At 61.1% G+C, this 26,819-nt stretch carries 30 protein-coding genes and 4 pseudogenes; 25 read left to right on the top strand and 9 right to left on the bottom strand.

The features are described from left to right. Positions 1-2: 2 nt before the first annotated feature. From AC0CH8_RS16820 to AC0CH8_RS16805, 4 genes are all read left to right on the top strand, one after another. Positions 3-1,088: a catalase family protein gene (locus AC0CH8_RS16820; protein WP_344691113.1), complete on the top strand. Its 1,086-nt coding sequence runs from the start codon at positions 3-5 to the stop codon at positions 1,086-1,088. An 81-nt stretch (positions 1,089-1,169) separates the two neighbouring features. After that, a complete protein-coding gene (gene budC, locus AC0CH8_RS16815; RefSeq protein WP_465240883.1) occupies positions 1,170-1,931 on the top strand; it encodes a meso-2,3-butanediol dehydrogenase in 762 nt (253 codons plus the stop codon). Between the two features lie 285 nt (positions 1,932-2,216). Continuing rightward, entirely contained in the window at positions 2,217-3,179 is a 963-nt protein-coding gene (locus AC0CH8_RS16810) for a DUF2971 domain-containing protein (protein ID WP_465240882.1), read from the top strand. 43 nt (positions 3,180-3,222) lie between these two features. Beyond that, entirely contained in the window at positions 3,223-4,551 is a 1,329-nt protein-coding gene (locus AC0CH8_RS16805) for a YobI family P-loop NTPase (protein ID WP_465240881.1), read from the top strand. Here the strand turns inward: AC0CH8_RS16805 and AC0CH8_RS16800 are convergent. After that, complete coding sequence (locus AC0CH8_RS16800; RefSeq protein ID WP_465240880.1) at positions 4,548-5,264, bottom strand: IS6 family transposase; 717 nt, start codon at positions 5,262-5,264, stop codon at positions 4,548-4,550. The two genes, AC0CH8_RS16805 and AC0CH8_RS16800, sit on opposite strands and share 4 nt — an antisense overlap. 192 nt (positions 5,265-5,456) lie before the next feature. Between AC0CH8_RS16800 and AC0CH8_RS16795 the strand changes: the two genes are divergently transcribed. From AC0CH8_RS16795 to AC0CH8_RS16785, 3 genes and pseudogenes are all read left to right on the top strand, one after another. Beyond that, positions 5,457-6,164 carry a helix-turn-helix domain-containing protein gene (locus AC0CH8_RS16795; protein WP_465240879.1) on the top strand — a complete coding sequence of 236 codons (708 nt, stop codon included), beginning with the start codon at positions 5,457-5,459 and terminating at the stop codon, positions 6,162-6,164. Between the two features lie 623 nt (positions 6,165-6,787). Beyond that, positions 6,788-7,945: pseudogene (locus AC0CH8_RS16790) on the top strand (NF038122 family metalloprotease); the annotation flags it as partial. An 84-nt stretch (positions 7,946-8,029) separates the two neighbouring features. Continuing rightward, a pseudogene (locus tag AC0CH8_RS16785) lies at positions 8,030-8,137 on the top strand (PEPxxWA-CTERM sorting domain-containing protein); the annotation flags it as partial. A gap of 639 nt (positions 8,138-8,776) precedes the next feature. Here AC0CH8_RS16785 and AC0CH8_RS16780 read toward each other — a convergent pair. Further along, positions 8,777-8,860, bottom strand: a pseudogene (locus AC0CH8_RS16780) (IS6 family transposase); the annotation flags it as partial. Between the two features lie 128 nt (positions 8,861-8,988). After that, positions 8,989-9,657, bottom strand: coding sequence for a PEPxxWA-CTERM sorting domain-containing protein (locus AC0CH8_RS16775; RefSeq protein ID WP_465240878.1), 669 nt, complete (start codon positions 9,655-9,657; stop codon positions 8,989-8,991). A 373-nt stretch (positions 9,658-10,030) separates the two neighbouring features. Between AC0CH8_RS16775 and AC0CH8_RS16770 the strand changes: the two genes are divergently transcribed. From AC0CH8_RS16770 to AC0CH8_RS16755, 4 genes are all read left to right on the top strand, one after another. Next, complete coding sequence (locus AC0CH8_RS16770) at positions 10,031-10,276, top strand: hypothetical protein (protein ID WP_465240877.1); 246 nt, start codon at positions 10,031-10,033, stop codon at positions 10,274-10,276. Positions 10,277-10,804: 528 nt separating this feature from the next. Next, entirely contained in the window at positions 10,805-11,422 is a 618-nt protein-coding gene (locus tag AC0CH8_RS16765) for a PEPxxWA-CTERM sorting domain-containing protein (protein WP_465240876.1), read from the top strand. A 415-nt stretch (positions 11,423-11,837) separates the two neighbouring features. Next, complete coding sequence (locus AC0CH8_RS16760; RefSeq protein WP_465240875.1) at positions 11,838-12,416, top strand: PEPxxWA-CTERM sorting domain-containing protein; 579 nt, start codon at positions 11,838-11,840, stop codon at positions 12,414-12,416. Between the two features lie 587 nt (positions 12,417-13,003). Beyond that, positions 13,004-13,249, top strand: coding sequence for a hypothetical protein (locus AC0CH8_RS16755; RefSeq protein WP_465240874.1), 246 nt, complete (start codon positions 13,004-13,006; stop codon positions 13,247-13,249). 131 nt (positions 13,250-13,380) lie between these two features. Here the strand turns inward: AC0CH8_RS16755 and AC0CH8_RS16750 are convergent, their stop codons facing one another. Beyond that, the gene (locus tag AC0CH8_RS16750; protein ID WP_465240917.1) at positions 13,381-13,935 is read right to left on the bottom strand and encodes an SOS response-associated peptidase family protein; all 555 of its coding nucleotides are present in this window, start codon (positions 13,933-13,935) and stop codon (positions 13,381-13,383) included. A gap of 113 nt (positions 13,936-14,048) precedes the next feature. On the opposite strand from AC0CH8_RS16750, the pseudogene AC0CH8_RS16745 reads away from it, so the two are divergent. After that, positions 14,049-14,680, top strand: a pseudogene (locus tag AC0CH8_RS16745) (SOS response-associated peptidase family protein). A gap of 30 nt (positions 14,681-14,710) precedes the next feature. Here the strand turns inward: AC0CH8_RS16745 and AC0CH8_RS16740 are convergent. Beyond that, complete coding sequence (locus AC0CH8_RS16740; RefSeq protein ID WP_465240873.1) at positions 14,711-15,097, bottom strand: hypothetical protein; 387 nt, start codon at positions 15,095-15,097, stop codon at positions 14,711-14,713. 373 nt (positions 15,098-15,470) lie between these two features. Then, complete coding sequence (locus tag AC0CH8_RS16735) at positions 15,471-16,016, bottom strand: FxDxF family PEP-CTERM protein (protein ID WP_465240872.1); 546 nt, start codon at positions 16,014-16,016, stop codon at positions 15,471-15,473. A gap of 653 nt (positions 16,017-16,669) precedes the next feature. On the opposite strand from AC0CH8_RS16735, the gene AC0CH8_RS16730 reads away from it, so the two are divergent. After that, entirely contained in the window at positions 16,670-16,900 is a 231-nt protein-coding gene (locus AC0CH8_RS16730) for a hypothetical protein (RefSeq protein WP_465240871.1), read from the top strand. Positions 16,901-17,357: 457 nt separating this feature from the next. On the opposite strand, the gene AC0CH8_RS16725 is transcribed toward AC0CH8_RS16730, so the two are convergent. From AC0CH8_RS16725 to AC0CH8_RS16715, 3 genes are all read right to left on the bottom strand, one after another. Continuing rightward, the gene (locus tag AC0CH8_RS16725) at positions 17,358-17,924 is read right to left on the bottom strand and encodes a PEPxxWA-CTERM sorting domain-containing protein (protein ID WP_465240870.1); all 567 of its coding nucleotides are present in this window, start codon (positions 17,922-17,924) and stop codon (positions 17,358-17,360) included. Between the two features lie 457 nt (positions 17,925-18,381). Beyond that, positions 18,382-18,969, bottom strand: coding sequence for a PEPxxWA-CTERM sorting domain-containing protein (locus AC0CH8_RS16720; protein WP_465240869.1), 588 nt, complete (start codon positions 18,967-18,969; stop codon positions 18,382-18,384). Between the two features lie 164 nt (positions 18,970-19,133). Further along, the gene (locus AC0CH8_RS16715; RefSeq protein WP_465240868.1) at positions 19,134-19,505 is read right to left on the bottom strand and encodes a thermonuclease family protein; all 372 of its coding nucleotides are present in this window, start codon (positions 19,503-19,505) and stop codon (positions 19,134-19,136) included. An 86-nt stretch (positions 19,506-19,591) separates the two neighbouring features. Here AC0CH8_RS16715 and AC0CH8_RS16710 point away from each other — a divergent pair, with 86 nt between their 5' ends. From AC0CH8_RS16710 to AC0CH8_RS16655, 12 genes are all read left to right on the top strand, one after another. Further along, entirely contained in the window at positions 19,592-19,792 is a 201-nt protein-coding gene (locus tag AC0CH8_RS16710; protein ID WP_465240867.1) for a hypothetical protein, read from the top strand. Next, the gene (locus AC0CH8_RS16705; RefSeq protein ID WP_465240866.1) at positions 19,789-20,088 is read left to right on the top strand and encodes a hypothetical protein; all 300 of its coding nucleotides are present in this window, start codon (positions 19,789-19,791) and stop codon (positions 20,086-20,088) included. The genes AC0CH8_RS16710 and AC0CH8_RS16705 overlap by 4 nt, the downstream gene beginning before the upstream one ends. Positions 20,089-20,194: 106 nt before the next feature. Continuing rightward, positions 20,195-20,566, top strand: coding sequence for a hypothetical protein (locus AC0CH8_RS16700; RefSeq protein WP_465240865.1), 372 nt, complete (start codon positions 20,195-20,197; stop codon positions 20,564-20,566). Positions 20,567-20,600: 34 nt separating this feature from the next. Further along, a complete protein-coding gene (locus AC0CH8_RS16695; RefSeq protein WP_465240916.1) occupies positions 20,601-20,834 on the top strand; it encodes a hypothetical protein in 234 nt (77 codons plus the stop codon). Positions 20,835-20,883: 49 nt separating this feature from the next. Beyond that, positions 20,884-21,015: a hypothetical protein gene (locus tag AC0CH8_RS16690; protein ID WP_465240864.1), complete on the top strand. Its 132-nt coding sequence runs from the start codon at positions 20,884-20,886 to the stop codon at positions 21,013-21,015. 47 nt (positions 21,016-21,062) lie between these two features. After that, complete coding sequence (locus AC0CH8_RS16685; protein ID WP_465240863.1) at positions 21,063-21,269, top strand: hypothetical protein; 207 nt, start codon at positions 21,063-21,065, stop codon at positions 21,267-21,269. A gap of 388 nt (positions 21,270-21,657) precedes the next feature. Further along, a complete protein-coding gene (locus tag AC0CH8_RS16680; RefSeq protein WP_465240862.1) occupies positions 21,658-21,870 on the top strand; it encodes a hypothetical protein in 213 nt (70 codons plus the stop codon). Between the two features lie 81 nt (positions 21,871-21,951). Beyond that, positions 21,952-22,581 (top strand): PEPxxWA-CTERM sorting domain-containing protein, encoded by a 630-nt coding sequence (locus tag AC0CH8_RS16675; RefSeq protein ID WP_465240861.1) that lies wholly within the window; start codon positions 21,952-21,954, stop codon positions 22,579-22,581. A 723-nt stretch (positions 22,582-23,304) separates the two neighbouring features. After that, on the top strand, positions 23,305-24,081 hold the full coding sequence (locus AC0CH8_RS16670; protein ID WP_465240860.1) for a hypothetical protein: 777 nt from the start codon (positions 23,305-23,307) through the stop codon (positions 24,079-24,081). Positions 24,082-24,189: 108 nt separating this feature from the next. Continuing rightward, positions 24,190-24,687 (top strand): TIR domain-containing protein, encoded by a 498-nt coding sequence (locus tag AC0CH8_RS16665; RefSeq protein ID WP_132741328.1) that lies wholly within the window; start codon positions 24,190-24,192, stop codon positions 24,685-24,687. Positions 24,688-24,780: 93 nt separating this feature from the next. Beyond that, complete coding sequence (locus AC0CH8_RS16660) at positions 24,781-26,163, top strand: SIR2 family protein (protein ID WP_465240859.1); 1,383 nt, start codon at positions 24,781-24,783, stop codon at positions 26,161-26,163. A gap of 6 nt (positions 26,164-26,169) precedes the next feature. Continuing rightward, positions 26,170-26,724 (top strand): toll/interleukin-1 receptor domain-containing protein, encoded by a 555-nt coding sequence (locus AC0CH8_RS16655; RefSeq protein ID WP_465240858.1) that lies wholly within the window; start codon positions 26,170-26,172, stop codon positions 26,722-26,724. Positions 26,725-26,819: the final 95 nt, after the last annotated feature.

Raw genomic sequence — 26,819 nt, 5'->3', positions numbered from 1 at the left:
CCATGACCTATCTTCGCTATTCGCCCGATGTCGAAACACGAGAGCCCGACGAACAGGAGAGCACCGACGGCATCATCCAGGGCATGACCCAGGAGAGCCAGACGGTCGAGAAGCGCGACGGGCACGCGGTGCGGGCGAGCCACGCCAAGAGCACGGCGTGCGTGATCGGCAAGCTCATCGTCGCGCCCGGATTGCCGCCCGAGCTCGCACAGGGCCTGTTCGCGGAACCTGGCACGTTCGATGTCGCCGTCCGCTTCGCGCAAGGACCCGGTGAGAAGCTCGGCGATCGCGTCTCGACCCATCGCGGCATGTCTATCAAGGTGTTCGGCGTCGAGGGCGCGAAGCTGCCCGGCCATGATGCGCCAACGCAGGACTTCGTCCTTGCCAGCGGCACGACCTTTCCGGCGGGGACCGCCGCCGGCTTCCTTTCCCAGGCCAAGAAGATCGGCCTGACGGTTCCGATGCCTGAGGGGGTGAAAAGCGCGGCCGCTTCCGTCGCTCGCAACATCAACAAGGTGCTGAACGCCGTCGGCGCGGGTCCAAGCCCGACGCTGGACTTCTACGGCCATCCCTTCAGCCACCCGCTGGTCGAGGAATATTTCAGCCAATGCCCGGTGCGCTTCGGCGACCATGTCGCCAAGATCGGGGCGTTTCCCGTTGCAGCCGAGCAAAAGGCACTCGCCGATTGGCAGCTCGACCCTCATCAGGACGAGGATGGCTTCCGCCATGCCGCGGTGGATTACTTCGAGGGCAACGATGCGGTGTTCGAGCTTCGGGCGCAGCTGTGGACCGATGCCGAGACGCAGCCCATCGAGGACACCTCCGTCGACTGGCCGACGAGCGAAAGCCCGTATCGCACCGTCGCCACGATCCGACTGCCGCGGCAGTCAGCCTATGGTCCCGACCGCGTCCGCTACTTCGACGAGGTGATGACGTTCCGCCCGGCCCACAGTCTGGAAGTGCATCGCCCGCTCGGCGGCGTGATGCGCGCGCGCATGCAGGTCTACCAGGCGCTCAGCGACTTCCGCCACCGAGAGAACGGCATTGCCGCCGCGAACACCGCCGACATCCGGGACATTCCAGCCTAAGCTGAACGCCAGTGCTGACGATAGTGAAAGGACAATCATGAAGTTCGAAGGCAAGCACGACGTTCAGGCGGAGAATGCGTAATGGCGCGCTTTTCCAACAAGGTCATCGTCATCACCGGTGCCGCCTCGGGGATCGGTGAAGGCGCCGCGCGCCGCTTCGCTGAGGAAGGCGCAACGCTGGTGTTAGGCGACATCGACAAGGCCGCGCTCGACAAGCTGGCGGGCGAGCTGCACGGCACAGTCGAAACCCGCGAGATCGACGTATCGGACCGCGCGGCATGTGAAGCTCTCGTCCAGGCTGCGATCGATCGCTTCAGTCGGATCGACGTGCTGGTCAACGACGCCGGCGTCGATCATCTGGGCAAAGTCGACGAGGGCGACTTCTCTGAATTCACCAAGGTGATCGAAACCGATCTCTATGGTGTCGTCCACATGAGCCGCGCGGCGATCGCGCACCTGCGACAATCCAAGGGCTGCATCGTCAACGTGTCGTCAGTGTCGGGCCTGGGTGGCGACTGGAACCACAGCTTCTACTGCGCGGCGAAGGGGGCGGTCAGCAACTTTACCCGCGCGCTGGCAATGGACGAGGCGAAGCACGGCGTCCGCGTCAACGCGGTCAATCCGTCGCTCACCTACACCGCGCTGACCGCGGGCATGAAGAAACAGCCTGAGCTGATTGCCAAGTTCGAAGAGCGTATTCCGATGGGCCGCGGTGCCCAGCCCGCCGAAATCTCGGGGGCGATCGCGTTCTTGGCGAGCGACGATGCGCATTACGTGACGGGCGTGAATCTGCCGGTCGATGGCGGGCTGACCGCGTCAAACGGGCAACCGCCGCTGTCTTAATGAATGTGAGGCGGGCCCTTGCGCCCGCCCACTATTCAGGATTGGACCGTGCCGCTGGTGCCAGATTCATCACGGGCAAATTGCTCATGCCAATGGAGTCACGTCGCAGCAATTTTGACCCAAAAGCCGCCGCCCGCCGCCGGGCTCCGGCTTCCCGAAAGCTGTCGTCCATTCAGAAGACAATGCGCGGCCGGACCGGGGCCGTTTGCAGCCTGGCAGCTTCCGGGTACCAGGGTAGTACCAAGCGTGCTTCCTCCACCGCAGTCAGGGTGTTAGCTTCGCGGGATGGGCGAGGACGAAGCGATCACGGCGCTGCAGGAATTAGCGTTTCCCTACGAGATGCGGCGCTTTCAGGAGGTGTTTGAAAAGGGGCTGAGAATGGCCCATTACACCACCGCCGAGAATGCCGCGCTAATCCTTAAAACCAAGACGCTTTGGCTCCGCAACGCGCAGTTAATGAATGACTTTTCTGAAGTCGCATACGGCACCGCCTGCCTTATTGCCGCCCTTCAGATGGGCGTCGGGGCTCAGCTGGAAACCGCGCTAAACGGCGCACATCCTGGCCTCTGGAACTCAATTGCTGAATTCATCAACAAGGTAGAATGGCAGTCGCGAACCCAGACCTATTTGACCTCTTTATCGGCGCACGATCCCGAAGACTTCCTCGGGCGGCTGTCGATGTGGCGCGCGTATGGTGGCCCAACGTCGGGGGTCGCGCTCATCTTCAAGACGGAGGTATTCGAGAATGATGCTGGCCAGCTAAACACTTACTCAAGCCCGGTCGCATACGGGGACGAGACGGTGCTGTTCTCAAACCTGAAAGAGGTGGCTGACGGGCTGACGGCGAACATCGAGACAATCAAGCAGGTGCCGTTCCAGAACGCGCAGTCGATAATTACGAACGCACTCCAATTCGCCACGCTATCGTTCAAGCACCCTGCGTTCGCGGAGGAGCAGGAGTGGCGCGTCATTCACCGGCCGCTTTCCGACCCGTCGCCATTCATCAAGTCGAGCATCGAAACGGTCCGCAGCATTCCGCAGATGGTCTGCAAGGTACCTCTGACGGACCAGCCAGGGTTGAATATGCCCTGGATGAACCTCGATAGGCTGCTCGACAGGATCATCATCGGGCCTTGCGTCTACCCGAACCAAGTCGCGTGGGCATTTCAGGAAATTCTACGCGGGTTGGGCATTGATCCAGCAGGCAAAGTTTCAATCGCGGCCATCCCGCTGCGGCAACAGGGCTAATCCAGACCTAACGTCTTCGATCGATTAAAGGAGCCTTGCGGTCTTGTCGAACCCTCGGACCAAGCTAACGCGATGGCTTATCTCGACGGCGAGATGGCTGGAAAACCGACCAAACGAGGAAGGGCGCGGACCCAAGTTCGTCGATTTGGCTCCTACCGATCAGGCGGATGAGGCTGGCATCTATTCTGGCGCTCTGACCGAGGCCACCGACAATCCGCGCGTGATGAACATCGCGCTCACCGGCCCATACGGATCGGGCAAGAGCAGCATCATAAAGTCGTTCCTGAAGAACTATAATCGGCCCGTTCTCCAGATTTCCCTGGCCGCGTTCCTGCCAGATGCCGCCGCGTCCGCCGACCAGGAGGGTCGGCGGGAGACCGAGCGGAGCAACCCTACGGTGAGTAGGCAGGAGATCGAGCGGAGCATACTCCAGCAGATGCTCTACGGTGCCGACGCCGACAGGTTGCCGCTATCCAGGTTCAAGCGGATCCAGCGACCTGGCCGGTGGGCGTCCGTCGTCTCCCTCTTCTGCGCGCTTGGCCTCGTCGCGTGCTGGCAGCTGATCCAGCGGCGCGAGGCGGTCATGTCGGGCGCGTACTTCCGGCCCCTCGGAATGGAGAATTGGTTCAACCTGCTCGTGTTCGTCGTCGGAGCGGGCTTCCTCTGGCTGATCTTCCACCAGATCTACGTCGCCAGCTTCGGCATCTCGCTGAAGAGCATCTCGCTCAAAGACATCGAGATATCGCCGAACGCGGTGACGGAGGAGTCGATCCTAAATCGTCACCTCGACGAGATCGTCTACTTCTTTCAATCTACGCCATACGACCTGGTCGTGATCGAGGATCTCGACAGATTCAACAATCCGGAGATCTTCGTCACGCTGCGCGAGATCAACAGTCTCGTGAACGCAAATGCCAGCGTGAGGCGGCAGGTCCGCTTCCTCTACGCCATCCGGGACGACATTTTCGTAAGCACCGATCGGACAAAGTTCTTCGAGTTTATCATCCCGGTCATCCCGATCATCAACAGTTCGAATTCGATCGACAAGGTGCTCGAGCAGGGGAGGCGCCTCTCGATCGACGACAGGCTGGACCGGCAGTTCGTGCGGGAGGTCTCAAGGTATCTCAGCGACTTGAGGCTCATCCAGAACATCTTCAACGAGTACGCCATATACGTGGCGAACCTCGAGACGGAGGGCGAGACCAACCTCGACGCGACCAAGCTGCTGGCCGTCCTCATTTACAAGAACGTGTTCCCGAGCGACTTCGAGCAGCTCCACCGCGGGCGGGGGCAGCTCGCGGAGGGGTGCTGTCAGTCTAACGCGAACCGCTCTCCACCGGATGGATGTCGGGCTTTGAGGATGGTCGCCTAACTGGCGAGCACCTGCCACTCCGCAAGCGCTGCGGAGCGTCGTTCCCGGTAGGTCTGTCGGTCGGTGAGATGGCGCTCCAGGCTGAAGTGGTTGTGGACGTTGGCGTGCACGGAAGCGAACTTCTGCAGCGTCTTCATCTGCCGGAACCGGAGCATGGCCCGCTCTCTACGTCGGAATGGCAGGTGGGAGTTCTCCACCCGGTTGTTGGCCCAGCGACCCACCTCCTGCTTCTCGGCATTGCCGAGGTCGTTCATGGCTGCACGGTAGGAGCGCAGGCCATCGGTGGTGATCGCCTCTGGTGAGCCGTGGCGCTTCAGCGCCTTCTTCATGAAGGTCAGTGCTGCCGCCTTGTCGCGCGTCTTGGTGACGTAGCTCTCCAGCACCTCGCCTTCGTGATCTACGGCTCGCCACAGGTAGACCATCTCGCCGTTCAGCTTCACGTACATCTCGTCCAGGTGCCAGCGCCAGTGGCGGTAGCCGCGCATGTGGTTGACCCGCTTCCTGCGTACCTCGCCTGCAAACTGCGGCCCGAACCTGTTCCACCACAGCCGCACGGTTTCATGGCAGATGTCGATCCCGCGCTCGAACAGCAGGTCTTCCACGTTGCGCAGGCTGAGCGGGAAGCGGACGTACATCAGCACCACCAGCCGGATTACCTCCGGCGAGGAGTTGAAGTAGCGGAACGGACTGGCTGGCTTGCGCGGGCGGGGCATGTGCCCCGGTCTACCGTGACCTGATTACCAGCCGGTGCATTAGCTCTGACATAGCCCCCCCAGATCTTCGCAGCACGACACCTGCCGGCCGCTGGGAAGCAGGCGTCCGGCGAGGCATCACCGCGACTGCAGGATGAACGGATTGTTGAAACAGCGGGGAGCTACGTACATCGTGCGCCTACTAACTCCTTCATGTCGGACATCATCATCGCGCCTCCAACGAACCGGTTGCCAAGCGTACAGAATGCAACGTTCGCGCGTCGCTTGAGACAGGCGTGCGATGGGAACCCGCACTGCCCCCCCCTCTACTCCGGACGCCTGACTTGGATCGTTGCTCAGTTGGCCCAGCGCTTCGACGAGAAGATCTCGGTGCAGACAGTGGCACGGTGGGCTAGGGGCGAGGCCCGCCCGCGCAAGGCGAAGAACGTGAAGCTCGCGCAGTTGCTCGATGTCGATCCAGTATGGCTCTACGTGGGTCTGGAGCCCGAAGTCAGCACTCGTGATCGTCGCGCCCGCGATGCCATGGCTGATGGCGCAGTCAACGTCGTCGCGGGCTTGATCCAGATGGACGGTGGCAATCCTGCTTTCCCCGACAATGACGACGAGCGCGCAAAACAGGATCAGGTACACCTCTATGCGGCGATCAAAGGCGCGCAATATGCGTTCCACATTGTCGTCGGCGCCGCAGTTGAGGCCGGCTGGATGTTCACCGTACCGGCCGACGCTGAGGATGTCGTCGTGTTGGGGGTTGTTCGCGAAGGGCTCACCTTCCACGTCGTCGAACTGAACGACGAGCTACTGTCCTACGGTGATGTCACCGGGCGCGGCACGATGGCAGTGACGCTAGACGACGCCTCGCTCGCCGAGAAGGGGTTCACGGGACTCACTGCCCGCGTATGAATTGATGTTGTTTTTGCACCAGCGATCTTCTCATGAAGAACCTGACACTTTGTCACCTTTCATTAGCGCTACGCTACACGTTTCTCCTGCGGGGGAGCGACAAGGAGCCGCCAGTCGAAAGATCGGCGGCCTCGCTGCGTCTGGCGACCGACTGACGATGTTAAGCACGGTTCCACACGGACCGTAGAGACAAAGCTGTCAAAACGCCCCCCGGACAGCCTGCCAGTATTTGCGGCGCGGTTCGGCGCTTCGCACCGCGTTGCCTCTTGGGGGGAGCGGAGCGCCACCTCCTCTCAGGGACCTAAAGCACGTGAGAGCCCCTGGTTAGGCTCCTCGCCCGCTCGATCCATCAGCCCGGGCAGATCAACAGTATCGCCAGCCGGATCCCGGACCATGCCTGCGGCAACGTCTTCAGGCCGCGCTTGAACGCCCAATCGTCCGGACAGGCACGGGCAGCAGACCGAATTGCCGCCCTCTGGTCAGCGCTTTCTTAAACCAGTAACTTGGATTTCTAGCTCCCTGCTCTTTCCTGTTGACGATCACCTCGCGAACCGCTCCAAGTGTTAACGTCGGGTTAACCACCACGACCGCCCGCAACGAGGCGATCACAAAGGGGAAGATTGATGGCGTTCAAGCGTAAATCCATTCTGCTGGCGGCTGCTGCAGTTGGCGCAGCAACCAGCGCGGTTCCTGCTGCTGCTCTCAATATCGTGCTGCGCCCAGATGCCAGCTTCACCAGCCAGGCCAATGGCGCTCAGGCTCTGTTCGCGTTCCAGAAGGCAGCAAACTACTGGAACCAGACCCTTACGGGCAACACCACCATCAACTTCGCGGTCTCATACGCCGCCCTCGCCCCGAATGTCATTGCGCAGGCCGGCAGCACGCGGACGGACGTGCGAGCAAGCGATATCTATGCAGCGCTGGCGGCGAAGGCTGGCACCGCACTTGACGCCGTTGCCGTCACCAACCTTGTGCCTCTCAGCGCCGCTGGCGGCGTCGGCTACCGTATGGCCGCTCCCATCAGCACGGCGGGCCCTGGTACGCACTTTGGTCTGAACACGGCCGCAGGTAGCGTCTTCGATAACGACGACACGTTCAACAACACGGTTATATACGCCAACACGTCGAACCTACGCGAGCTCGGCATCACAAATGACATCTACGGCAACTCGCTTGCCGCTGGCCAATTTGATGATGCTTCTCTAACCTTCAGCTCGGCATTCAACTTCGACTTTGATCCGAGTGATGGCATTTCGACGGACACGCAAGACTTCATCTCGGTCGCAATTCACGAGATGGGTCATGCGCTTGGGTTTGTCAGCGGCACCGATCTTTATGACTTCTACGGCGGTGATCCAGCAACCGGCGGCAAGCGCGGGCCTGGCTTTAACGTCGGCCTTGGTGTCAACTGGGACAATGAAAGCGCACTGTCTGTCTGGGATCTGTTCCGGTACTCGACCAATGGTCCAAATGCTTCCGGCTTCGACCCTGCCACCGGGAAGCGCTACCTCCAGCTCGATCCGAACCGTGGCGCAGCGTTTTCGATCGATGGCGTGACCCCTTTCAATGCTCGCAACTCGTCGGAGGCGGAGTTCGCCAACCTGTCGACTGGCCGGTATAACGGTGATGGTCAGCAGGCGTCGCACTGGAAGGATGGCACTGGGTTTACGGACGAGCTGAATTGCTTCGTCCCCAGCCGTCAGGTCGGCATCATGGACCCGACTTCGGGCTCCTGTCAGGAAGGCATCGTGACCTCCAACGACCTCGCCGCCTTCGACGCGATGGGGTACAACCTGAACTTCGATATCCTCCAGAATCGCGGCTACACCTTTACCTCGGCACAGGCGTTCCAGCTCGCAGGCCTTGCTTCCGTGCCGGAGCCCGCGACTTGGGCGATGATGATCGGCGGCTTCGGCCTGGTCGGTGGCGCCATGCGCCGTCGCCGGGTCAGCACGAAGGTCTCCTTCACCTGATCTAGACGGCATTCGTCACTCGGAAGAGCCGCTGGTCGAAAGACTGGCGGCTCTTTCGTGTCCGGTTCTGACCGGTGCGACGTCGAACTCGACCTGATGACCGTTGGCCTATCTATGTGGACGAGTTCATATCAGCACATATGAGACAGAGTCATGGCTAGGTTGCTAAGGCAGAGGTCAAAAAAAAAGGCCGGTCACAGTGGACCGGCCTAGGTGTGTAGCATCTCGGGGTTGGACCCCTGCCACCCTATGACTTTATCACTCCAGCACACCGATGCATAGAGCAATCAATTTTCGCAGCCAAGATACGGTTTTGTCCTTTCCATCTGGAGACTGGATCGCGCCACATGCCCAGAATAGATCATGTCATCGGCAACTTAGCTCGCCAAACGCAAACAGGTGATGCAGTGCGGTGAACGCAACCGGTGCGGTCGCAGACCGCGGGTCCCGAGCTGGAGATTGACCGCCGCACGGTGGTCAGCTCGTCACCGAAAAGCTTGCACGCGTTTGAGAGCGACGACGGCAGTCTTGGTGCTGAAGGACAGCCGTCAGCGGCTCCCGAAGTATGGCCGGCGCACCTTCTGCAGGCTCATGCCATAGCCTTCAGGCTCAGCAGGATCACCAGTGGGCGTTAGCCAAGCGGACGTACATCAGCACCACCAGCCGGATTACTTCGGGCGACGAGTTGAAGTAGCGGGACGGACTGGCTGGCTTGCGCGGGCGGAGCCTACGCCCCGGCCTACCGTGACCTGACTACCCGTCGGTGCATTAGCTTTGACAGAGCCCCGGGTAGAAGTGAAAAAGCCGTCAGCCTTTCGACTGACGGCTTATTGGCCCCGCTGGGGGAGGTGTTAGGCGAACGAAACCTTCGTGCTGACCCGGCGGCGGCGCATCGCGCCACCGACCATACCGAAGCCACCGATCATCATTGCCCAAGTAGCGGGTTCTGGGACCGCACCCGAAATGGTGCCGCTGAACGTGGTCGAGTCATTGAAGTAGCTGTTGTTCGGACCTCCGCGATCAATGCCCAGACCGACCTTCTGGCCAGCCGTCAGGAACTGGCTGTACTGGAAGGCGTAGGTCGGATTTCCGGCATTGATCGTAGCAATCAACGGCTTCGTGCCGTCTAGGCTGTTGAACGTGAACAGGTTCACGCCGTCACCGCTGTCACCACGGTTGACGGTAACGTCGTAGGTGTAAGTGCCCGTACGAGGCGCGACGAACATCAAAAACGAATTCTGACCATCTTCCGGGCCGGGGTGGACCAACACATTGGCTGCGTCGGCCTGGAATAGGACTTGAAACTTGTCAGTCCCGCGATAGCAGAGCGTGCTGACGTTGATATCGGAACAGTCGGACGGGGCGAAGGTGGTGAAGGTGTTGCCCGCTCCGCCGTTGGTGACCGTGCCGTACTGGAAAACGGGATTGCCGAAGTCGTCAGCAAGCGAATACGTGCGTGCTGCGGCAGGAACTGACGCGATCGTCGCGATGGCTGCGGCTGCAATGATCAACTTCTTCATATTACCCCTCCAAGATTCGGCGCTGTCGCCGGCTTAGGTTTCCTTTCCAGTAGATTAACAGATTCGGCAACGGTGCTTTTTGGTGGCGATTTCCAGGCTCTGTGCCGATTTCATACAGCCGCCAGCAGACGGTGGAGGCTGTATCTTGGTTCCGGCGCACAATGCGACGTACGCAATCGCCAACACTTCCGCCATTTTCCCGAAATGGGACAACTGGGTCAACGGCAATCCTTAACGGGGGCATCAGCATATTGCTGGACTGTACGCCGTCTGGTTCTGCGCCACGATGCCTACTGATCCTGCCAGACTGCAAGCTGCCCACCGCATCCTCCTCAAAGCCTCGGTGCGGAACGATATTTTCAAGAGCAAGCTTATGCGTGAACCCGCTTGGACGATGATGCTCCACCTGTTCGTCGCACGCTTCGAAGGTCGGACTATGACAGAGGCGCACCTGATCAAACTGTCCGGGGTATCGCCCCGCGACGGGCAGTTGTGGCTGTATCGGCTGGCTAAGGACGGACAGGTAATGCCGCGCGTCGCCGGTGACGAAGTACACCTGACGGAGGCAGCTACCGCACGTTTGTCGGAATACCTCGACTTCGCGGCGCTACCTGCCTGATGTCATGTCGCGAAACGCAACGTAGAGTGTCGATCCCCATCGAGAACTTCGGGGAACCACGGATTCGTGTTAAGTCTGGTCTTCTACTAACGGACGCGCCGCCACTCATTAGCAAGCATCCACGGCCCAGTCAGAGCTCGATCTCCCGAAAAGAAGTAAAAAAGGCCCTGCGTGGCCGAAGGCGTGCAACGCTCCTGCATTGCTAAACCTGTGGTGTGCGTGGTCGTGGCGGCTCGGTCACGAACTGGTCTCATGCGGCTTCCTTCCACGTCATCGAATGGATCGCTCCATCAAACCGCGGGATCGAACGCCGGCCAGCGCGCCATATACCACCTTAGTGGTTGTAGAAAATAATTATGGTACAATTTCAGAGTCTTATCGCTATTTCTCGAATTACCAAATATTACGTTGTTCTTACTTGTTGATGGTGTAGAATTTACTTCGCCTGAAGAACGCTTCACCGTCTTCCAAAAATAAGCGTCACCCTCAGGCTTTTCCATTTTGGAATATTTGTAGGGATGACGCTAGATGAACAGGTCTTTATTTGTAACAGTGGCTGCGGCCACGCTTCCGTTTTCGGCCGTTGCGCAGGCCAACACAATCGTTGATACGGGCACCCCGATGGGTGCAAATGATTATTCACTCAACGGCGGCCAGAGCCTCGCAGGGTATTTCGGCGTAGCTAACGCCACCGTAATCAGTGGTGTTCAAGGATACATCTCCAACTTCTCCGTGTCCGGGTCGGTGACGGCGACGTTGTATTCCGATGGCTCGGTACCAGATGCTGCCAATACGCTGTTTACGACAACCTTTATGGTCCCGACTGGCGGCTTCCGAAACTATGATTGGTTTGGTGCGACTGGTCTCAACTGGGCTGTAGGCGCAGGAAATTACTGGCTGTCCTTTGCCACCGACAGCGGGATGACCATGCTGGATGGTGCACCTTCTCCGCTGACAAGATATGCTTTTTCTGATGGAGCAAACTACCGGCAGTCGAACGGACTTGGGATCGGCGTCCGCGTCTTTGACAACATCGCTGCGGTTCCCGAGCCAGCCACCTGGGCAATGATGATCGGCGGCATGGGTGTCGTTGGTGGCGCAATGCGCCGTCGTCGTTCGCTCAAGACCAACATTAGCTTCGCCTGACCTAAACTCGCTTGCCAGAGATCGGAAGAGCCGTCAGCCATACGGGTTGGCGGCTCTTTCGCGTTTCACCGAAGAAAGCTTCCTTCAGTGCACGTTCGCTTGCTGAAGCTGAAGGCGGGCCGCGGCTACCAGCGCATTGTCGCCCGCTGCGCGCTGCCGAATGGTCGATTGCCCTCGTGAGCGCTGGACGCAGCCGGGGCTGCTGTCCGATGGTATCGGTACTGGGTCCGATATTGGATGGGAGGGTGTGCGTGATGTTTGCAGCGAGGATCAAAGGGTAGGCGCGTTAAGCGCGATCCAATTTGAGACAGCACTTAGTTAATAGTCGATAAAAAGGATTCGCATCGAAACATGAACCTCACATAAACAGCTTCCAGCACCCGCCGATAACGGTCAGGTGCGGGGAGAAATCAAAGTGAAGAAGCTAATCGTGGCGGCGCTCCTCGGCGCGGCAAGCATTTCGGCTCCAGCCGCCGCAGCTACCATTACCTATACGCTCTCTGGAACGTTCACCGGAATACTCGACGGCAACTTCTTCTCGACTGATGCCGTGTTTACCGGCGTCGCTGACACGAACGGCCCGCAGACGTACGGTCAAGAGTTTCACGATCTCACCTCGCTCAAGGCGGTGGCCGGCGGCGTAACCTATAACTCGGTCAACACTGGCTACCTGTACACCTACCCAAATTTCGGTAGCGCCGGCTTCGGCACTCTCACCAACGGCTATTTTGTAGCATTCGATGGGGCTTTCGGCTTCGACGGCGTGTCCAATTATGCACCGACACCGGTGACTGGCTTCGGAGCAGTCAATCAGGCGTTCGTAACTGACAAGGGCACGGCATACATCAACACGGCGACGAACCTCACGTTCTCCGCCTCGCTTGCCGGCGCCGTTCCTGAGCCCGCCACCTGGGCGATGATGATCGGTGGCATCGGCATGGTCGGTGGCGCAATGCGCCGTCGCCGTGTCAGCGCGACGGTCTCGTTCGCGTAACCATCTTCTCCTAAGCGAGGAGCAAGGAAGAGCCGTTGGTCGCGTCGGGTGACCAGCGGCTTTTCTGCGGCTGGCGACTGCATGAAGATGTTAAGCACGCTCCCGCACGGAACGGAGAGACGGGCCTGCCATACGCACCCTTGAACAGCCTGCCAGTACTTGCGGTGCGGTTCGGCGTTTCGCACCGCGTTGCCTTCAGGGGGAGCGGAGCGCCACCTCCCCTTCAGGAACTTACAGCGCCTGAGAGCCCCTTGCCGGCTCTTCGCCCGCTCGATCCATCAGCCCCGGCAAATCGACGGTATCGCCAGCTGGGTTCCGGACCATGACAGATGGGAAGAGGCGTAGGGCGCCGCTGTAGTGGCTGACCGCCCCTGAAGCGCTCGACGATGACGCCACGTGCACCCAGGTACCGCCTGGTTGACTGCCATAGATGTGGAACATGCTTCGCCCGATCGATGATTGAACGGCGGCATTTCGCACGGGGGCCCTTAAGCGACCTTGAACTGGCTGTTCATTTGAACGGCAGACGCAGCGGCCCGCTGGCTGCCGTGAGGGAACTCGACTCGGCCGCTAGGACTCACAGCGTCATGGAAGTTGCTGACCGCATCGAGACCGTTGAGGAGGCTCGCGACATGGTGGCCCACGTATTGGCAGGCGTAGCAGGCGGCGCCGAGAGCGCCTGGCGTAAGCTCATCGGCCCCATTGCCCGCGTCCCGACCTGGCAGCACGTCAGGTACAACTGGATCGTCCAGCCCAGCGGCACGGCCGATCAGCGCGAATGGATCATGAAGGCCATTGAGGTCGTGAGGGCCGAGCATCCTTACGTGCTTTGAGGCTTACACATCGTTGATCAACGCCCGAGCCGTAAAGTCAAACGCGACTGCAGATCACATGATCATCGCTCACGTGGGTCATTCTCGCCTTCAGGACTGACGGTGATTAAGGCAAAAGGCCGGCCCAATGGTCAGAGAGCTTGAGCTCTGGTTGGAAACACCGGCCCCCGCACTGTCATCCGCTCGCCCGGGTAAGGCTGCTGAAGGGCGACCACGTCGTCATAGCTCCCACGCAGCCAGCGATCCCAGTCCGCTTCATGCAGGATCGTAATCATCGCCTTGGGGTGAATGGGCGCGACCAGCTCGTTCGGATCGCAGGTGACCATCGTGAACCCCGCGCCCTTGACGGTCTGCTGCCAGAACCCCGCAACGGCGAACACCGGCTGCTCTGGCACGTCGAACCACATCTCACCCTTGATCGGTGCGCCGTCTCCAACCTTGTGCTTGTCCGGCGTCCACTCGCAGAACTCGGTCAGCGGGACAAGGCAGCGGTTATGTGGTTCGGCCGCAAGCCGGCGCCATTGCGGCAGACCCAGGTTGCGGACGTTGGTCATGGGCCTCGGAGCAGCACCGCCGAGGACATCCCACAGCATCAGGTCGACGGCGCGTCGGTCACGCTCCTCGCGGATGACAAAGGCCTTGCTCTTGGGGAACAGCTCGATCGGGTCTTTGTTGGGTCGAACCACGTCCTGCGCCCAGCTTGCGCTGAACCGTTCGAACGCGGAGGCGGAGACGGGCGGACTGGCCGTCAAGGAGCAGCTAAAGAAATCGATCGGCAGTCGGCTGGCGCGTACCAGCAATGTGTAACCGCGCCCGCCTGTCCGGCGAACCAGAAACGCTGTTCGAACGGTTCAGCGCAAGCTGGGCGCAGGATGTGGTGCGGCCGAACAAGGATCCGGTCGAGCTGTTCCCCAAGAGCAAGGCCTTTGTCATTCGCGAGGAGCGTGACCAGCGCGCCGTCGACGTGTGCTGTGGGACGTCCTGGGCGGCGCTGCTCCGTGGCCCATGACCAACGTCCGCAACCTGGGGCTGCCGCAGTGGCGCCGGCTTGCGGCCGAACCACATAACCGCTGCCTCGTCCCGCTGACCGAGTTCTGCGAGTGGGCGCCGGACAAGCACAAGGTTGGAGACGGCGCACCGATCAAGGGTGAGATGTGGTTCGACGTGCCAGAGCAGCCGGTGTTCGCCGTTGCGGGGTTCTGGCAGCAGACCGTCAAGGGCGCGGGGTTCACGATGGTCACCTGCGATCCGAACGAGCTGGTCGCGCCCATTCACCCCAAGGCGATGATTACGATCCTGCATGAAGCGGACTGGGATCGCTGGCTGCGTGGGAGCTATGACGACGTGGTCGCCCTTCAGCAGCCTTACCCGGGCGAGCGGATGACAGTGCGGGGGCCGGTGTTTCCCACGAGGACGAAGACCTCGGTTTGATCATCGCTCCCGCTGTCAGCGCCTTGAGACTCAGCTGGTTATGTCGAAGCGGAACCGGAGCGTATTAGCCGCACCGCCGCCCCCGCTGCCCCCCTGAACCTCGGCAAACTCGATGCGACTGCGGCCAGGCTTATCAAGGCGGACCTTGGCCAGGCTGACGTAGCTGCCGTGTTGCTCTGGGTCCTCGATAGTCCTGATCGGCGCCGTAAGCGTAAACGCTGAATCAGGGCGTGCGACCCACTGCCAGCGATTGCCGACATAGCTTGGCAACAGGATCGCTACTTCCTCGCCCACCTTCGCGTGTATCAAGCGGCCTACATCCTTCTTTCGAAGCGCCGAGATTGCGAGGTCGGGCTCATGCGCCGCCGTGGGGGTGGCCGCCGTCATGAGGACGGCTGCTAGGTATCCGAGGCTCATCACTATGTCCTTTCCAGTGGCGCCAACCATGCTGCGCGAGACCGTTGGCTATGTCGCTCCGTTGTAACGCGCAACCTGACCTGCCGACCCGCCTGCAACTCGGATGATCAATCTCAATGTGCGTAATGGCGCCAACGACTGTGGAAGTTAGGACCCGCGGACCGATCACAGGTTAGAGTTTCTACGCTTGTGATTGGTTAGAAACGCTAGGAAGCGCGGCTGGGTGAGCGCTTCCCCCGGCGATCGGGCGGACGGCACCCTAGCGCACCCCCCGCGCTTCGCTTTGCGCCCGTCCGCTCGATCACTTCGACACAGAGAAGCCGCCGATCTTTCGACCAGCGGCTCCTTGTCGCTCCCCCGCAGGAGAAACTTGTTAGGCGAACGAGACCTTCGTGCTGACGCGGCGACGGCGCATTGCGCCACCTACCATGCCAACACCACCGATCATCATGGCCCAAGTGGCGGGCTCTGGAACTGCGGCGACGTTGAAGTTGCCCGCGAAGGTCGCCTTGTCGCCGAACGAAACTCCGGAGATCGTCAGGGTGTAAGTACCTGCGGCGATCTCGAAAGGCGTGAAACCCCAAAGCTCAGTCAGTGCGGTAGGTTCGCCGAGCAACTTGGTGTAGCTGGTCGTCTTGCCGTTGCCCGTCAGCGTAGCCGACGTAAAGTCGATGTCGCTCGAGGCACCGTTACCGGTCGCGGCGTTGCTGAAGTCGGAGGCCACAACGCCACGCGAAGTCACGTTGAAGGTGAAGACGTTGGTAAACATGCCGGCGAGCGGGCCATTGTTCCCGAATGTCCCGGTTCCCGTGGCGGACGCATAGTTGTTGTAGGCGCCGCCGGGGCCGGTGACCGACTGCGCATAGGCCGGAGCCGACATGGTGAGAGCGCCTATGATGGCGATTGCAAGCTTACTCATATGATATCCTCGAGCACCCGCGAAGCAAAAGGCGAATGTTAATAGCTGGTTAGTACCATGTTTGGCGACACACCAGCGTGCTAGCGATCCGAGCTGAGTCCGTTCGTCCATTTCTGGCACATGCGATACGTTGCCGTTACGGAAGGCGTGCCGAGAGGTGTGGAATTACAACATTGGCGATTTTTGCTGACGGCTCTGCATCTAAACGAGCCGCTCGGACGTGGCGGATCGTCCATCCGCCGGGGAGGCCTTTTTCTACGGTACGCGCCGGATTGCATACCCGCAGAGCTTGGCCTTCAACGCCGCACTCCCAAGCCGGTTACTCAACAACGACGACGCAAAGCGACCCCCATCATTGCTATTCCGGTGATCATCAACGGCCAGCTGAGCACCTCCACGAACGTAGATGGCTCAAGCATCGGCAGAGTTCTCATCATGCATTGAGCGCCTTTGAAACCGGAAGGCTGGCCCAGAGGTTAACGCGACGATGGCGTTCAAACGGCCAGTAGTGCCATTGCACCCCATGCCGTGGTCCGAGCCGATCCTTGACGCCGGACAGTGTTGCCGACGTCAATAGGTGAAGTCGGGCAGCTTGATGCACCCCACTGTAGCAGGTGAAGGCGCGTTGACAGCGCCTCCCTATCTAAAACCGGATGCGCACATTCCGACAATGCATCGATGACGGCTCGACGCTGTCCTCCTCTGCCGACGACACGTTCCTGAACATCGACACTGCGATCCTCGACACGATCAAAGCCGCCGCGATGATCGCCGGGGAGGAGGTCAATCAAAGGCCGATTCAAACGTTTTCGTGCGAGGCGCAGGATGCTGTAACGCACGAGGTGAGACGGGCGACTGTCAGCTTCAGCGTCCACTTTCAGTAGCTGGACACCTAGCACCCCCTACAGCGGGTTTGTGACAGCCGCGCGGTTGTCCCGTACTGGGACGCCCTTCGAAAAAGGCGAACGATTACGCATCCTTATCTCGCGACTGCCGTATCTTCCGCCATGCCTACCCCTCGTAAGTGGACGCCGGTTGAGGACGCTCGCCTTGCCGAATTATGGATGTCTGGAGCCCACATGGCGTTCGTCGCGGCTCAGCTTGGTCGATCGCAACGATCCGTAGGAGGTCGCCTTACGATCCTAAGGCTGGGCCGCGACGGGATTCTTGATGAAGCCGCGGAATGACTCACGATTGCGCGGGCGCATCAAATCTCTTCACGTCCGGCAACATCGATCCGTTGCCATTCGGTAGCGTGGCGTCGAGCTGACCGAACGCAAAAAGAGCCGCCAACCCGAATGGTTGACGGCTCTTCCGATCTCCCGGGGGAGCGAGATTAGCTTACGCGAAGGTGACCTTCGTGCTGACGCGGCGACGGCGCATCGCACCGCCAACCATGCCCATGCCGCCGATCATCATCGCCCACGTCGCGGGCTCAGGAACCGCGCCTGAGCTGAGGATAGATCCGCTATAAGCAGCTGGGTCGAATTCGTTAAAATCACCGTCACCACCGTAAGCGATAGTCGCACCAACGACCGGAACGCCAAATACCTGGGAGACTAGATTACCCACACCAAATGCCACGACTTGGTCCCGGTCTTCTGGCTCGATCGCAAAATCGATAAATAACCCATCAAGCGTCACAGATGGGCCTCTTGTGCTGAGCCCATAACGCTGATCAGTCCCGCTTACGTTGATTGCGTTAGTGTCAATTCCGTTAACCGAATATGAGTTCAGCCCAGTGATGTTGAACGTGTTGTTGTCGGCTGCGAGTGCACCTTCTACGCTGCCCATAACCGTATTGCCGGTTCCCGCAAACGTGTAGCTGAAGACGTACGTCGCAGCCTCGGAAGGAGCCGCGACGAGCAGCATCAACGAGCTAAGGCCCGAAGCAAAAAGTTTCTTCATTATCTTAAGCCCTCTTCGCACCAAACCATTGGGACGGGTGCTGGTTGGGCCTTTACCTATCATTAACATGTCCGCAACCGGGTGCGTTCGTCCGCCAGGTCTCGTTTCGCGTCAAACATGAGAATTGGGACGGGGCGCATAGGCGGATGGGATTCTAAGTCGGGCAGGGTCGTGCCGCAGTGAAGTGTGACCGCTACTTCAGCATGGCTTCGTCCCTTGCCCGCCCCGCATCGTCTTGGTCGTCATTACCCGTTTGCCTGATCTTTTTCCGGGGTAGCCCAGAAGATCGGCGAAGCGCGGTTGGGTGAGCGCCTCGACTTGTCGGGCGGGCAGCACCTCGTGTTCTCCCCGTGCATCGCTTTGCGCCTGTGCGTCCGGCATCTATTGCAGACACAGAAAAGCCGCTGATCACCCGACGCGATCAGCGGCTTCCTATCACCCAGGAGGGTGAAGCCTGTTAGGCGAAGCTGACAGTCGTACGAACCGAGCGGCGACGACGCATTGCTCCACCGACCATGCCGAAGCCTGCGATCATCAGCGCCCAGGAGGCAGGCTCGGGAACCGCGCCGGTAAGACCCGTGACCGACACGTCGTCCAGCATGAAGTACGCTGGATCATGCTGAAACGTATAGGTGAGTGCCGTCTGAGTGGTCGTCGCAACGGCGCTGTAGGTCAGCAACTGATACGGGAAACCCGGATTGTCGGTCGTCGTCACCAGCGTCTGACCACCAAACATGACGCTTCCGAAGTTCGGCGTTCCTGCATCGGCGGCAGCCCACATCGAAATGGTGTAGGTTGCGCCGACGACCGTGCTGAGCGTCTGCGTGATGCCGCCTGGGCTGCCGACTGCGCCAAAGTACGCGCCGAACGCGCCGGTGTGCGCCGCGGAGCTATCTACGCCGGTGGCTCCGGTGTTTCCGAACTGCGTCCAGCCCGCAAAGCTGCCAGTTTCAAAATCTCCGTTCGTCACCAGCTCGGCGGCGTTTGCAGCAGCCGGAGCCATAGCCAAAGTCGTCGATGCCACCAGGCACAAAATCATCTTCATCACATCTTCCCCTGTTCGACAGTGCGCCAATCGGGGTGGCGCTGAAGACGTTTATCTAACGTTCATTTTTCGGGTGCGAGCTCTTTTATCATAGCCTTAACTATATGCCGTTCCATTTTGGGTCGTGTCTGCTGTCGGACGGGCAACAACAGGTTGAAGCCAGCTCAAGTACACCCTCCCATCCCATACCGACCCCAATATCGATCCCACCTGACAGCAGCCCCGGCCGCTATCAGCACGCACGACAGCGATCGGCCGTCCGGCACCGTGCAGCGGGCGACGATGCGGCGGTAGCTTCGGTCCACCGGCTGGCACATCAGCCGCTTGCCGAGCGTCAGGCGTTCCGCGATCGGCTTGGCCCGCTGGTGGCGCATGGTTGGGCACGGCGCACCGCGGCGGCAGGAGCCGTCCACCTCGCGGGCGTTGACCCCGGCCACCCGAACCTTCGCGCCGCCCGCGCACCATAGCGGGCCGTCAGCATCGTGGACGCGGACTACGTGACAGACGAACTGAGGCGGCAAGGCGGCGGCTAGCATCGGACCATCTTGCACGATGTTCCACTTTTGTTCTAGCTAGTTGCACGCCGCCGCTGCGGTGATTCGACACTGATGAGGACACCGGCATGGAGCATGATCTCCGGCTGCGCGCGGCTGCGCGTGCGATCTACGACGCCTGCTACCCAACCGAAGAGTGGGCACCCTGCGGCTTCGACGAGGCGGAGCGGTGCGGGACTGTGCATTACCGGCAGGCGGTCGGTGCAGCCCAGCAGGCGCGGTGCATGCTGGCATCCCGCGGTGAGCAGCTGACGCTCGCCGTCCTATGACCAGGCGCAAGGGGGAGCGGCCGGTCGCGGTGCGGCTGGATAGCTGGTCCGCAGATAACCCGGTGGCTCGGGCGATAGCGACAGGCGACGGCTGGTTCGACGCATGGCTTCAGCAGAAGGCGACGCCGATCGGAAGGCTGTCGAAACTGACGGGCATCTCCGGCCCGCGGCTGTTCACGATCGCGCAGGACGACCGCATCTCTGCCGCAGAGCTGGAGGCGCTGGCCCGTGCGTGGAGTATCAGTGCGGCCGACCTGCGGGCGTCCCTGCCTGATCCCGGGATGGTGATCCCGTGAGAGAGGATGACGCACAGGCTGCTGCCCGTTGTTTCGTCCTGGAGGCGTTGAAGCGGCAACGGGAAGACCAGCGCCACGCGGACGACTGGGCGACGCAAGGCAAGCAATGTCCGATCCAGCGGCCGATGCGGGACAGGTAATAGTGGCACCCGGCGACGACCTGACCCACATCGGCCAGCGGCTCCGATCACTGGAACACTGCGCGCTGCACCGGCGCACGATCAAGCTGACGTGCCCAACGTGCCAGCATGAGCGGCGCTTCGATGCCGTCGCACTGTGGTGGCTGTATGAGCAGCGCGGCTGGAACGATCAGCTACCCCGCGCCTACCGCCGGCTCTACTGCGAAGCCTGCTTGGTGAAACTGCACAGGGTGGTCCGGCCGGTCGCTGAGATCACCCGCGACAAGCCAGACGCCGAGCAGCCGCCATACCCCGAAGAGCGGACGTGGAAGAAGCTCGTGTCGCGGTACCGATCCTGACGCGTCGGCACACCCAAGGAGAAGATCTGTGAACATGGACCGCTATGCTGAGCCTGCCCAAATACCGTTCGGTACTTGGCTGCTGACGAAGAAGGACGACGATGGACTGCTAGGGCAACTCGCCGCGGGGGCCGCCGCCGATCGTCGCTTCCCGCGCAACGGCGATCCCGAGGCGGTGCGGAAGCACCTGAGCCAGATGCAGGCAGACGGCGACATGTTCGCTGCCGTGGACGACGCGGAGACTGACTGGATGAGCGGCAATGGCTGATCGCTGCCGACTGTGCACCAGCAACGACAACGAGGCTCTGATCGAGCACGTGGCAGCGTACATGTGGGAGAGCCGCATGGAGCGCATGGAGGACCGCACACCCTGGGCTGACGCCGGTGCCACGTGGCAGGCGGCGTTCCGCGAGATGGCTGTGGCTGCCCGGCAGGCGCTGGAGCGGTGATGGCGACTGCCATCGACCTTCAGCTATCTGCTGGATAGGCTGCCGGCATGAACCTCCTGATCGTCGCCTTCCTGGTAGTAGCGCTTGTTCTGGTTGCGGTGGCGGTGTGGACGTTTGCCATCCGCAACTGGCTTAGCGTGGCCCAGCGTCCAGAGCACCGGGCGAAGCGCGCCGTGCTTGCCGCGGTGGAGACCATCCTCGGCACAGGCCTGTTAGCCGTACTCGGCTTCTGCTGGTACATCTTCACGGAGTGAGTGCGTTTCGGGTGTCCGGTAATGCGGGCCGAATGCAAACAGCGCCATGTCGACGTACGCCGCTGCAACATGCTCGTTCAGATCGGCTAAGAGCAGGATAGCATTGTGGAGGGCGCGCGTTGCCGCCTCCCGCTTACCGTCCGGCTCCATGCACCTGCTCCATCTGCGCAAAGGTGGCGCCCCGCTCCCCCCTAGAGGCAACGCGGTGCGGAGCGCCGAACCGCGCCGCGAATACAGGCAGGCTGTTCTGGCAACCTCGATACGGACACAGCGCTAACGAGTTGGGCAACGAGCGTTCTTAATGCGATATGTTGCCTGATCGACGCGGCCAAACAGCCTCGCTGCTAAGGGGTAGAAGACGGAGGCGCTGATCCTTTATGGCTCCCTTATGGCCACCGAATCAGAACATTATCGTCAGCGTGCCCAAGAACAGCGCGACGAAGCAGCGAAGACGACCTTGCCGAATGCCCGCGCTCGCGCACTGCATGCCGCTGAGCGGTGGGACGTGATGGCGGACCAGCTTGAACGATCGTCCGCTGCCGCCATCAAGCGCGAGGCAGATAAGGCGGACCGGGACGCCCAGAGGGTGTCACAGGACTGACGACAGCTATGTCACTGAGCCTTATGATTAATCCGCGGCAGCGAATCGCAAGGGGCGTGGCGCTGCGCGGGAGAGAGAACCATGAAGCGGAAGCTCGTGGTCGCAGCGGTGGGGGCGTTCCTGAGCACAGCGGCAGCACATGCCGACCCGATCGCCTACAACTTCGCCGGGCAGTTTAGCGGCTCGCTAGCTGGCGCCGAGTTCACGCTGGCGAACGTCGTCATCTCGCTGACCTCCGACACTGACACGGTTTTCCAGCCAAGCCCGACCGTCCGCCCGACCCTGTTCAATAGCACGTCTAGAACGCTGAACTTCTCCATTAACGGCACGTCAGGGCAATTCGACGAGCTGTACAATGCCTTCTCGATCACGCTGTTCAACGGCCAGTCGCTCGTCGGGCTAACCGAGACCGGATCGAACGACTTGATCGACGTGGTAGACCTGAGCTTGCGCGGCTACGATTTGCGATCTGCCGCAGGTCCAGTGACCAACAGCTCACTCGACTTCTTGAACTTCGACACTGCGTTCCAGACCACGCTGGGCGAGCTGATCCTGTTCGACGACGATAGCGCGAGTGTGACGTTCTCAGCGTCCTTGGCAGGCGCCGTGCCGGAGCCGGCTTCATGGGCGATGATGATTGCTGGGGTGGCCATGGCCGGGGGAGCTATGCGTCGGCGACGTACAATCAGGGCGTTGATCAGCTTCGCTTGATGCCGGATGTCTGGAGAGCTGCGCTTGGTGCAAAACGGCTCTCCAGCCTTCTCGCGCGCGCTGACTGCTCCTTCGGTGGAGCGTGCGGCGATCATGTCTGCCGAGACAAGTCATCGGCGCATCTGATCGTCCAGGAACGTCTACTCGCAAACCGGATGCCGAAGCCAGCCCCGCTAACTGCCGGAGGGCCCATCTCTATCTTCCGTTTGGCAGCCGGATCAGGCTTGCAGGTTGAGAAAGATTGCGAACGATGGCTATCGGCAGGCTAGGGAGTCGAGGTCGTCGCGCTGGCGCATTGATCGTCTTGACCCAATCATGGACGCTCAGCGCCCATTTTGTGCTTCCCAACTGCAGACATTCGTTCATCGGGTTGGGTTCACCCTGGAGGACCGATGCAGAGGCGAAAACTGGGACATTGCCGACGTTCGCTTCCTATATGTCAAATGGCAGCTCTTGCTAAGAGGCCGACATTCGGCGTGCGTTCGACCGTTGTTACAGGAGTAAAGAAATTGGGTCGCTGCCCGGACTGCCGTTGTTGTTCGTGAGGGTATAAAGGTGGCCACGCACCTGCAGCCTCGGGGAGCGTGTCCCTAATCGCCGCTACCGAATGGAACGAAAGTCGGGCCTGACGGCTGGACCCGCCAGTCGTGATAGCGCAGGCTGACGGAACGGGAGCGGGTCGGCGATCAGCAACCTAACGCCGCCATCTTCCGAGGACCTGACATGTTCCGTGGTTTCGAACTCTCCGTGCCCGATAACTCCTTCCACGAATACAAGGATGTAGGCGATTCGCTTCACCAGGAGAATAAACGCCTGGTGGACGGTCGCCTGAGTCAGTTTCGCGGTCACTCGGGCGATCTGCTCTCCAAGAAGATGACTGCCGCCTGGTTTCCCGAGATCGACGCGCAGGTCTTCATCTCGCATGCACACAAGGACAGCGAGCTCGCGCTCGGTCTATCCGGACATCTCCACAGGCGTTTCGGCCTCACGTCGTTCGTTGACTCGGCCGTCTGGGGCTATGCGAACGATCTGCTCAAAGTCCTGGACGATGAGTTCTGCTACAACGATGAGGCGCGAACCTACAACTACCAGAAGCGGAACCGTTCGACGTCGCATGTCCACATGATGCTCTCGGTCGCGCTGTCTCGGATGATCGACCGTTGCGAGTGCATCATCTTCATCAACACCCCGCATTCTATATCCTCGCGCGACTACATCCAGGGAAGCACGACGGACTCGCCGTGGATCTATTCCGAGATCGCCATGACCCGCCTGATCGAGAAGCGTTCGCCCGAAGCACACAGACGCACCAGGACGACCGCCGCCACCGAGAGCTACGATGCGGAACTCAAGGTGCGCTACGACGTGGACCTCGATCACTTGAGCGAAATAGATGGCCAGACCTACAACAACTGGCTGGGTCAAACGAAGGGCATCACCGGTCTGGCTGCACTTACTCGACTCTACGACTTGGTGCCGCCAACGAAACCTAGGAACTGATCGGAAACTGAAGCCAAACTTGCGATCAGAATCGAAACGTCAGACGCCGTGGCAAAAAGATCGGGTCTTCGAACACATCAGTCTTCGAGCAATCACTAGGGGAATAACGTGGCACGTCGGGTATTCTTCAGCTTCCACTTCGACCAGGATTACTGGCGGACGCAGCAGATCAGGAACATGGGCGCACTCGAGGGCCAACCCCTCTGCACGCCTAATGCCTGGGAGGAGGTCAAGCGCAAGGGTAAGGCATCCATCGAGAAATGGATCGCCGACAACATGTACGGGAAGAGCTGCGTGGTCGTCCTGGTTGGGGCGCAGACCGCAAGCCGCCCCTGGGTGATACACGAGATCATCAAGGCCTGGGACGATAGGAGGGGAGTTCTGGGGATCCGGATCGACAGGCTGCTCGATCGCCACAGTCAGACGTCGGTAGCCGGCGCCAACCCCTTCGACGCGATCACCATCGGCGGCACCAACCGCAAGCTGTCGTCCGTCGCGCCGCTGATCACCCCAAGCGGCAGCGACAGCAGGGCAGTCTACGCCTCGATCTCGAACGGGATAGAGCAGTGGATCGAGAACGCGATCACCATCCGGGGTCGTAACTGAACGTCTGAGAGAGGCAACGAGATGGCCGGTGCAGCGACGACTAAGCGATTCCTGAAGGACTATCCCGAAGCCCTCATCTCTGGAGGTGGCGCCGTGTTCGTCGGCGCCGGCGTGTCCATGGGCGCCGGGTATCCCTCGTGGGCCTCCCTCCTTACCGAGGTCGGCGAGGAACTGGGCGTGAAGTCCGGCGAGCTCCACGACCTGGCCGCGCTTGCACAGTGGAGCATCCAGGAGAACGGATCCGCGACCCGCGTCAGGAACGTCATCAAGGAGCAGATCGGGGTGGAGCGCCCCGTGCCGGCAACCCTAGAGGTCATCGCCCGCCTGCCGGTCAAGTTCATCTGGACCACGAACTACGACACGCTGGTCGAACGCGCGTTCGGCGGCGTCAACCGGCCGCTGGACACCGTGTCCGGCGCCGCCGATCTCGCCCTACGCGCTAAGCCGGGGGCGACCCGCCTCTTTAAGATGCATGGCTCGGTCGAGCGGCTGGACGACGTCGTCATCTCGACCGACGACTACGAACTCTATCGATCTAAGCGTGGCGCCTTCCTGCCCTTGCTGCAAGCGCACCTCTCCAGCATGTCGATGCTCTTCCTTGGCATCAGCTTCACCGATCCGAACATCCGGCACGTCCTGTCGCTGATCCGGGAGAGCTTCACGTCGGCGCCGCCCGAACACTTCGCCATCGTACGCCCGCCGCAGCGCGACGACTACGACACGGACGCCGAATTCGAGGCGCGGAGCACCCAGCACAAGCACTGGAGCCGCGACCTGAAGCGCTACGGACTGCTGGTGGTCGAGATCGACGACTATTCCGAGGTGCCCGACCTCCTGCGGCAGGTCGAACGGCGGGTGGCCGCGCGGCGGGTTTGGGTGAGCGGCAGCTGGCCGCCCGAGGTCGGGGACGGGCTGGCGAAGGCCTATGGCATCGCCCATGCCATCGGCCGGCTGGTGGGTGATCGCGACCGCGACCTGGTCAGCGGAGCGGGGCTCGTCGTCGGGTCGGCCTCCGTCGCGGGGTTCCTCGACGCGCTCCGATCCGGCGGCGGTTGGGACCTCGAGCGGCGCCTAGTCGCCCGCCCATTTCCCCAGCCGATCGCCGGAGGCATGCCCGACGAGGACCAGTGGGTGGCCCTGCGGGCCGAACTGGCCAGGATCGCCGGCATCGTCGTCTTCGTCGGAGGTGTGAAGATCGATCCGGCCACCGGCTCCCCCACGGTCGCGGGTGGCGTGCTCGACGAGTTCGAAGCCGCCAAGGCCGCCGACTGCTTCATGATCCCCATCGCTTCCACAGGCGGCGCGGCCGCCCGGATCTCCGAACTCCTCACCGGGTCCGCAGTGGAGACGTCCGGGCGGGACGCGATGCGCCCGACGGACGATGAGCTCGGGGAGCTCGCACGGGCCGACATAACGGTAGAGGAGGTCGTCAAGCTGGTGGCCGCCATCCTGGCCCGCATCGACAAGCGGATCTGATCCAGCATGGCGCTGTATGCCTCGCGGGACGATCTGCGGCGCTTCGCGCGGGAGGTCGGTGCGGAGCGGGCCGCCAACCTTCGACACACGGCGGGATCCCGGTCGCCATCCGGCTCCGCCTTCCTCTCACACTCGAGCAAGGACGACGATCTGGTGGCCGGAGCGATCCTCGTCCTCGAAAATCACGGGACCAGGGTGTACGTCGACGAGATCGACCCGGAGATGCCGCCCTACACAAATGCGAATACGGCCGCCCTACTGAAGACGCGCATCCGCGACACGAGCCGCTTCGTCCTTCTCGCGAGCAAGAACAGCAAGGAGAGCAAGTGGGTCCCCTGGGAGCTCGGCATCGCGGATGGCATGAAACCTCGGACCAGCATCGCGCTCTTTCCCGCTTCGGACTCAAACTACGATCAGTCCTGGGCGTCCTCGGAATATCTCGGCCTCTACGACCGGATCGCGTATGGCGAACTGGCGGGACATCAGGGAAATGTCTGGATGGTGCTCGACGAGAAGACGAACACCGCCACCGAATTGAGCAAGTGGCTCAGAGGCCATTAGAGCGTTTTCCGGCCGACTTGAGTCGAAGGGGATTCACACGGACGCGCTGATCTGATTCACAGTGCTGGCTGGATGGAGGCCGGCATGGATGGGCA

The organism is Sphingomonas sp. AC435 (assembly GCF_979253005.1).
Note: the sequence above shows the minus strand (reverse complement) of the source record. Positions and strands in the feature narration are given on the sequence as shown.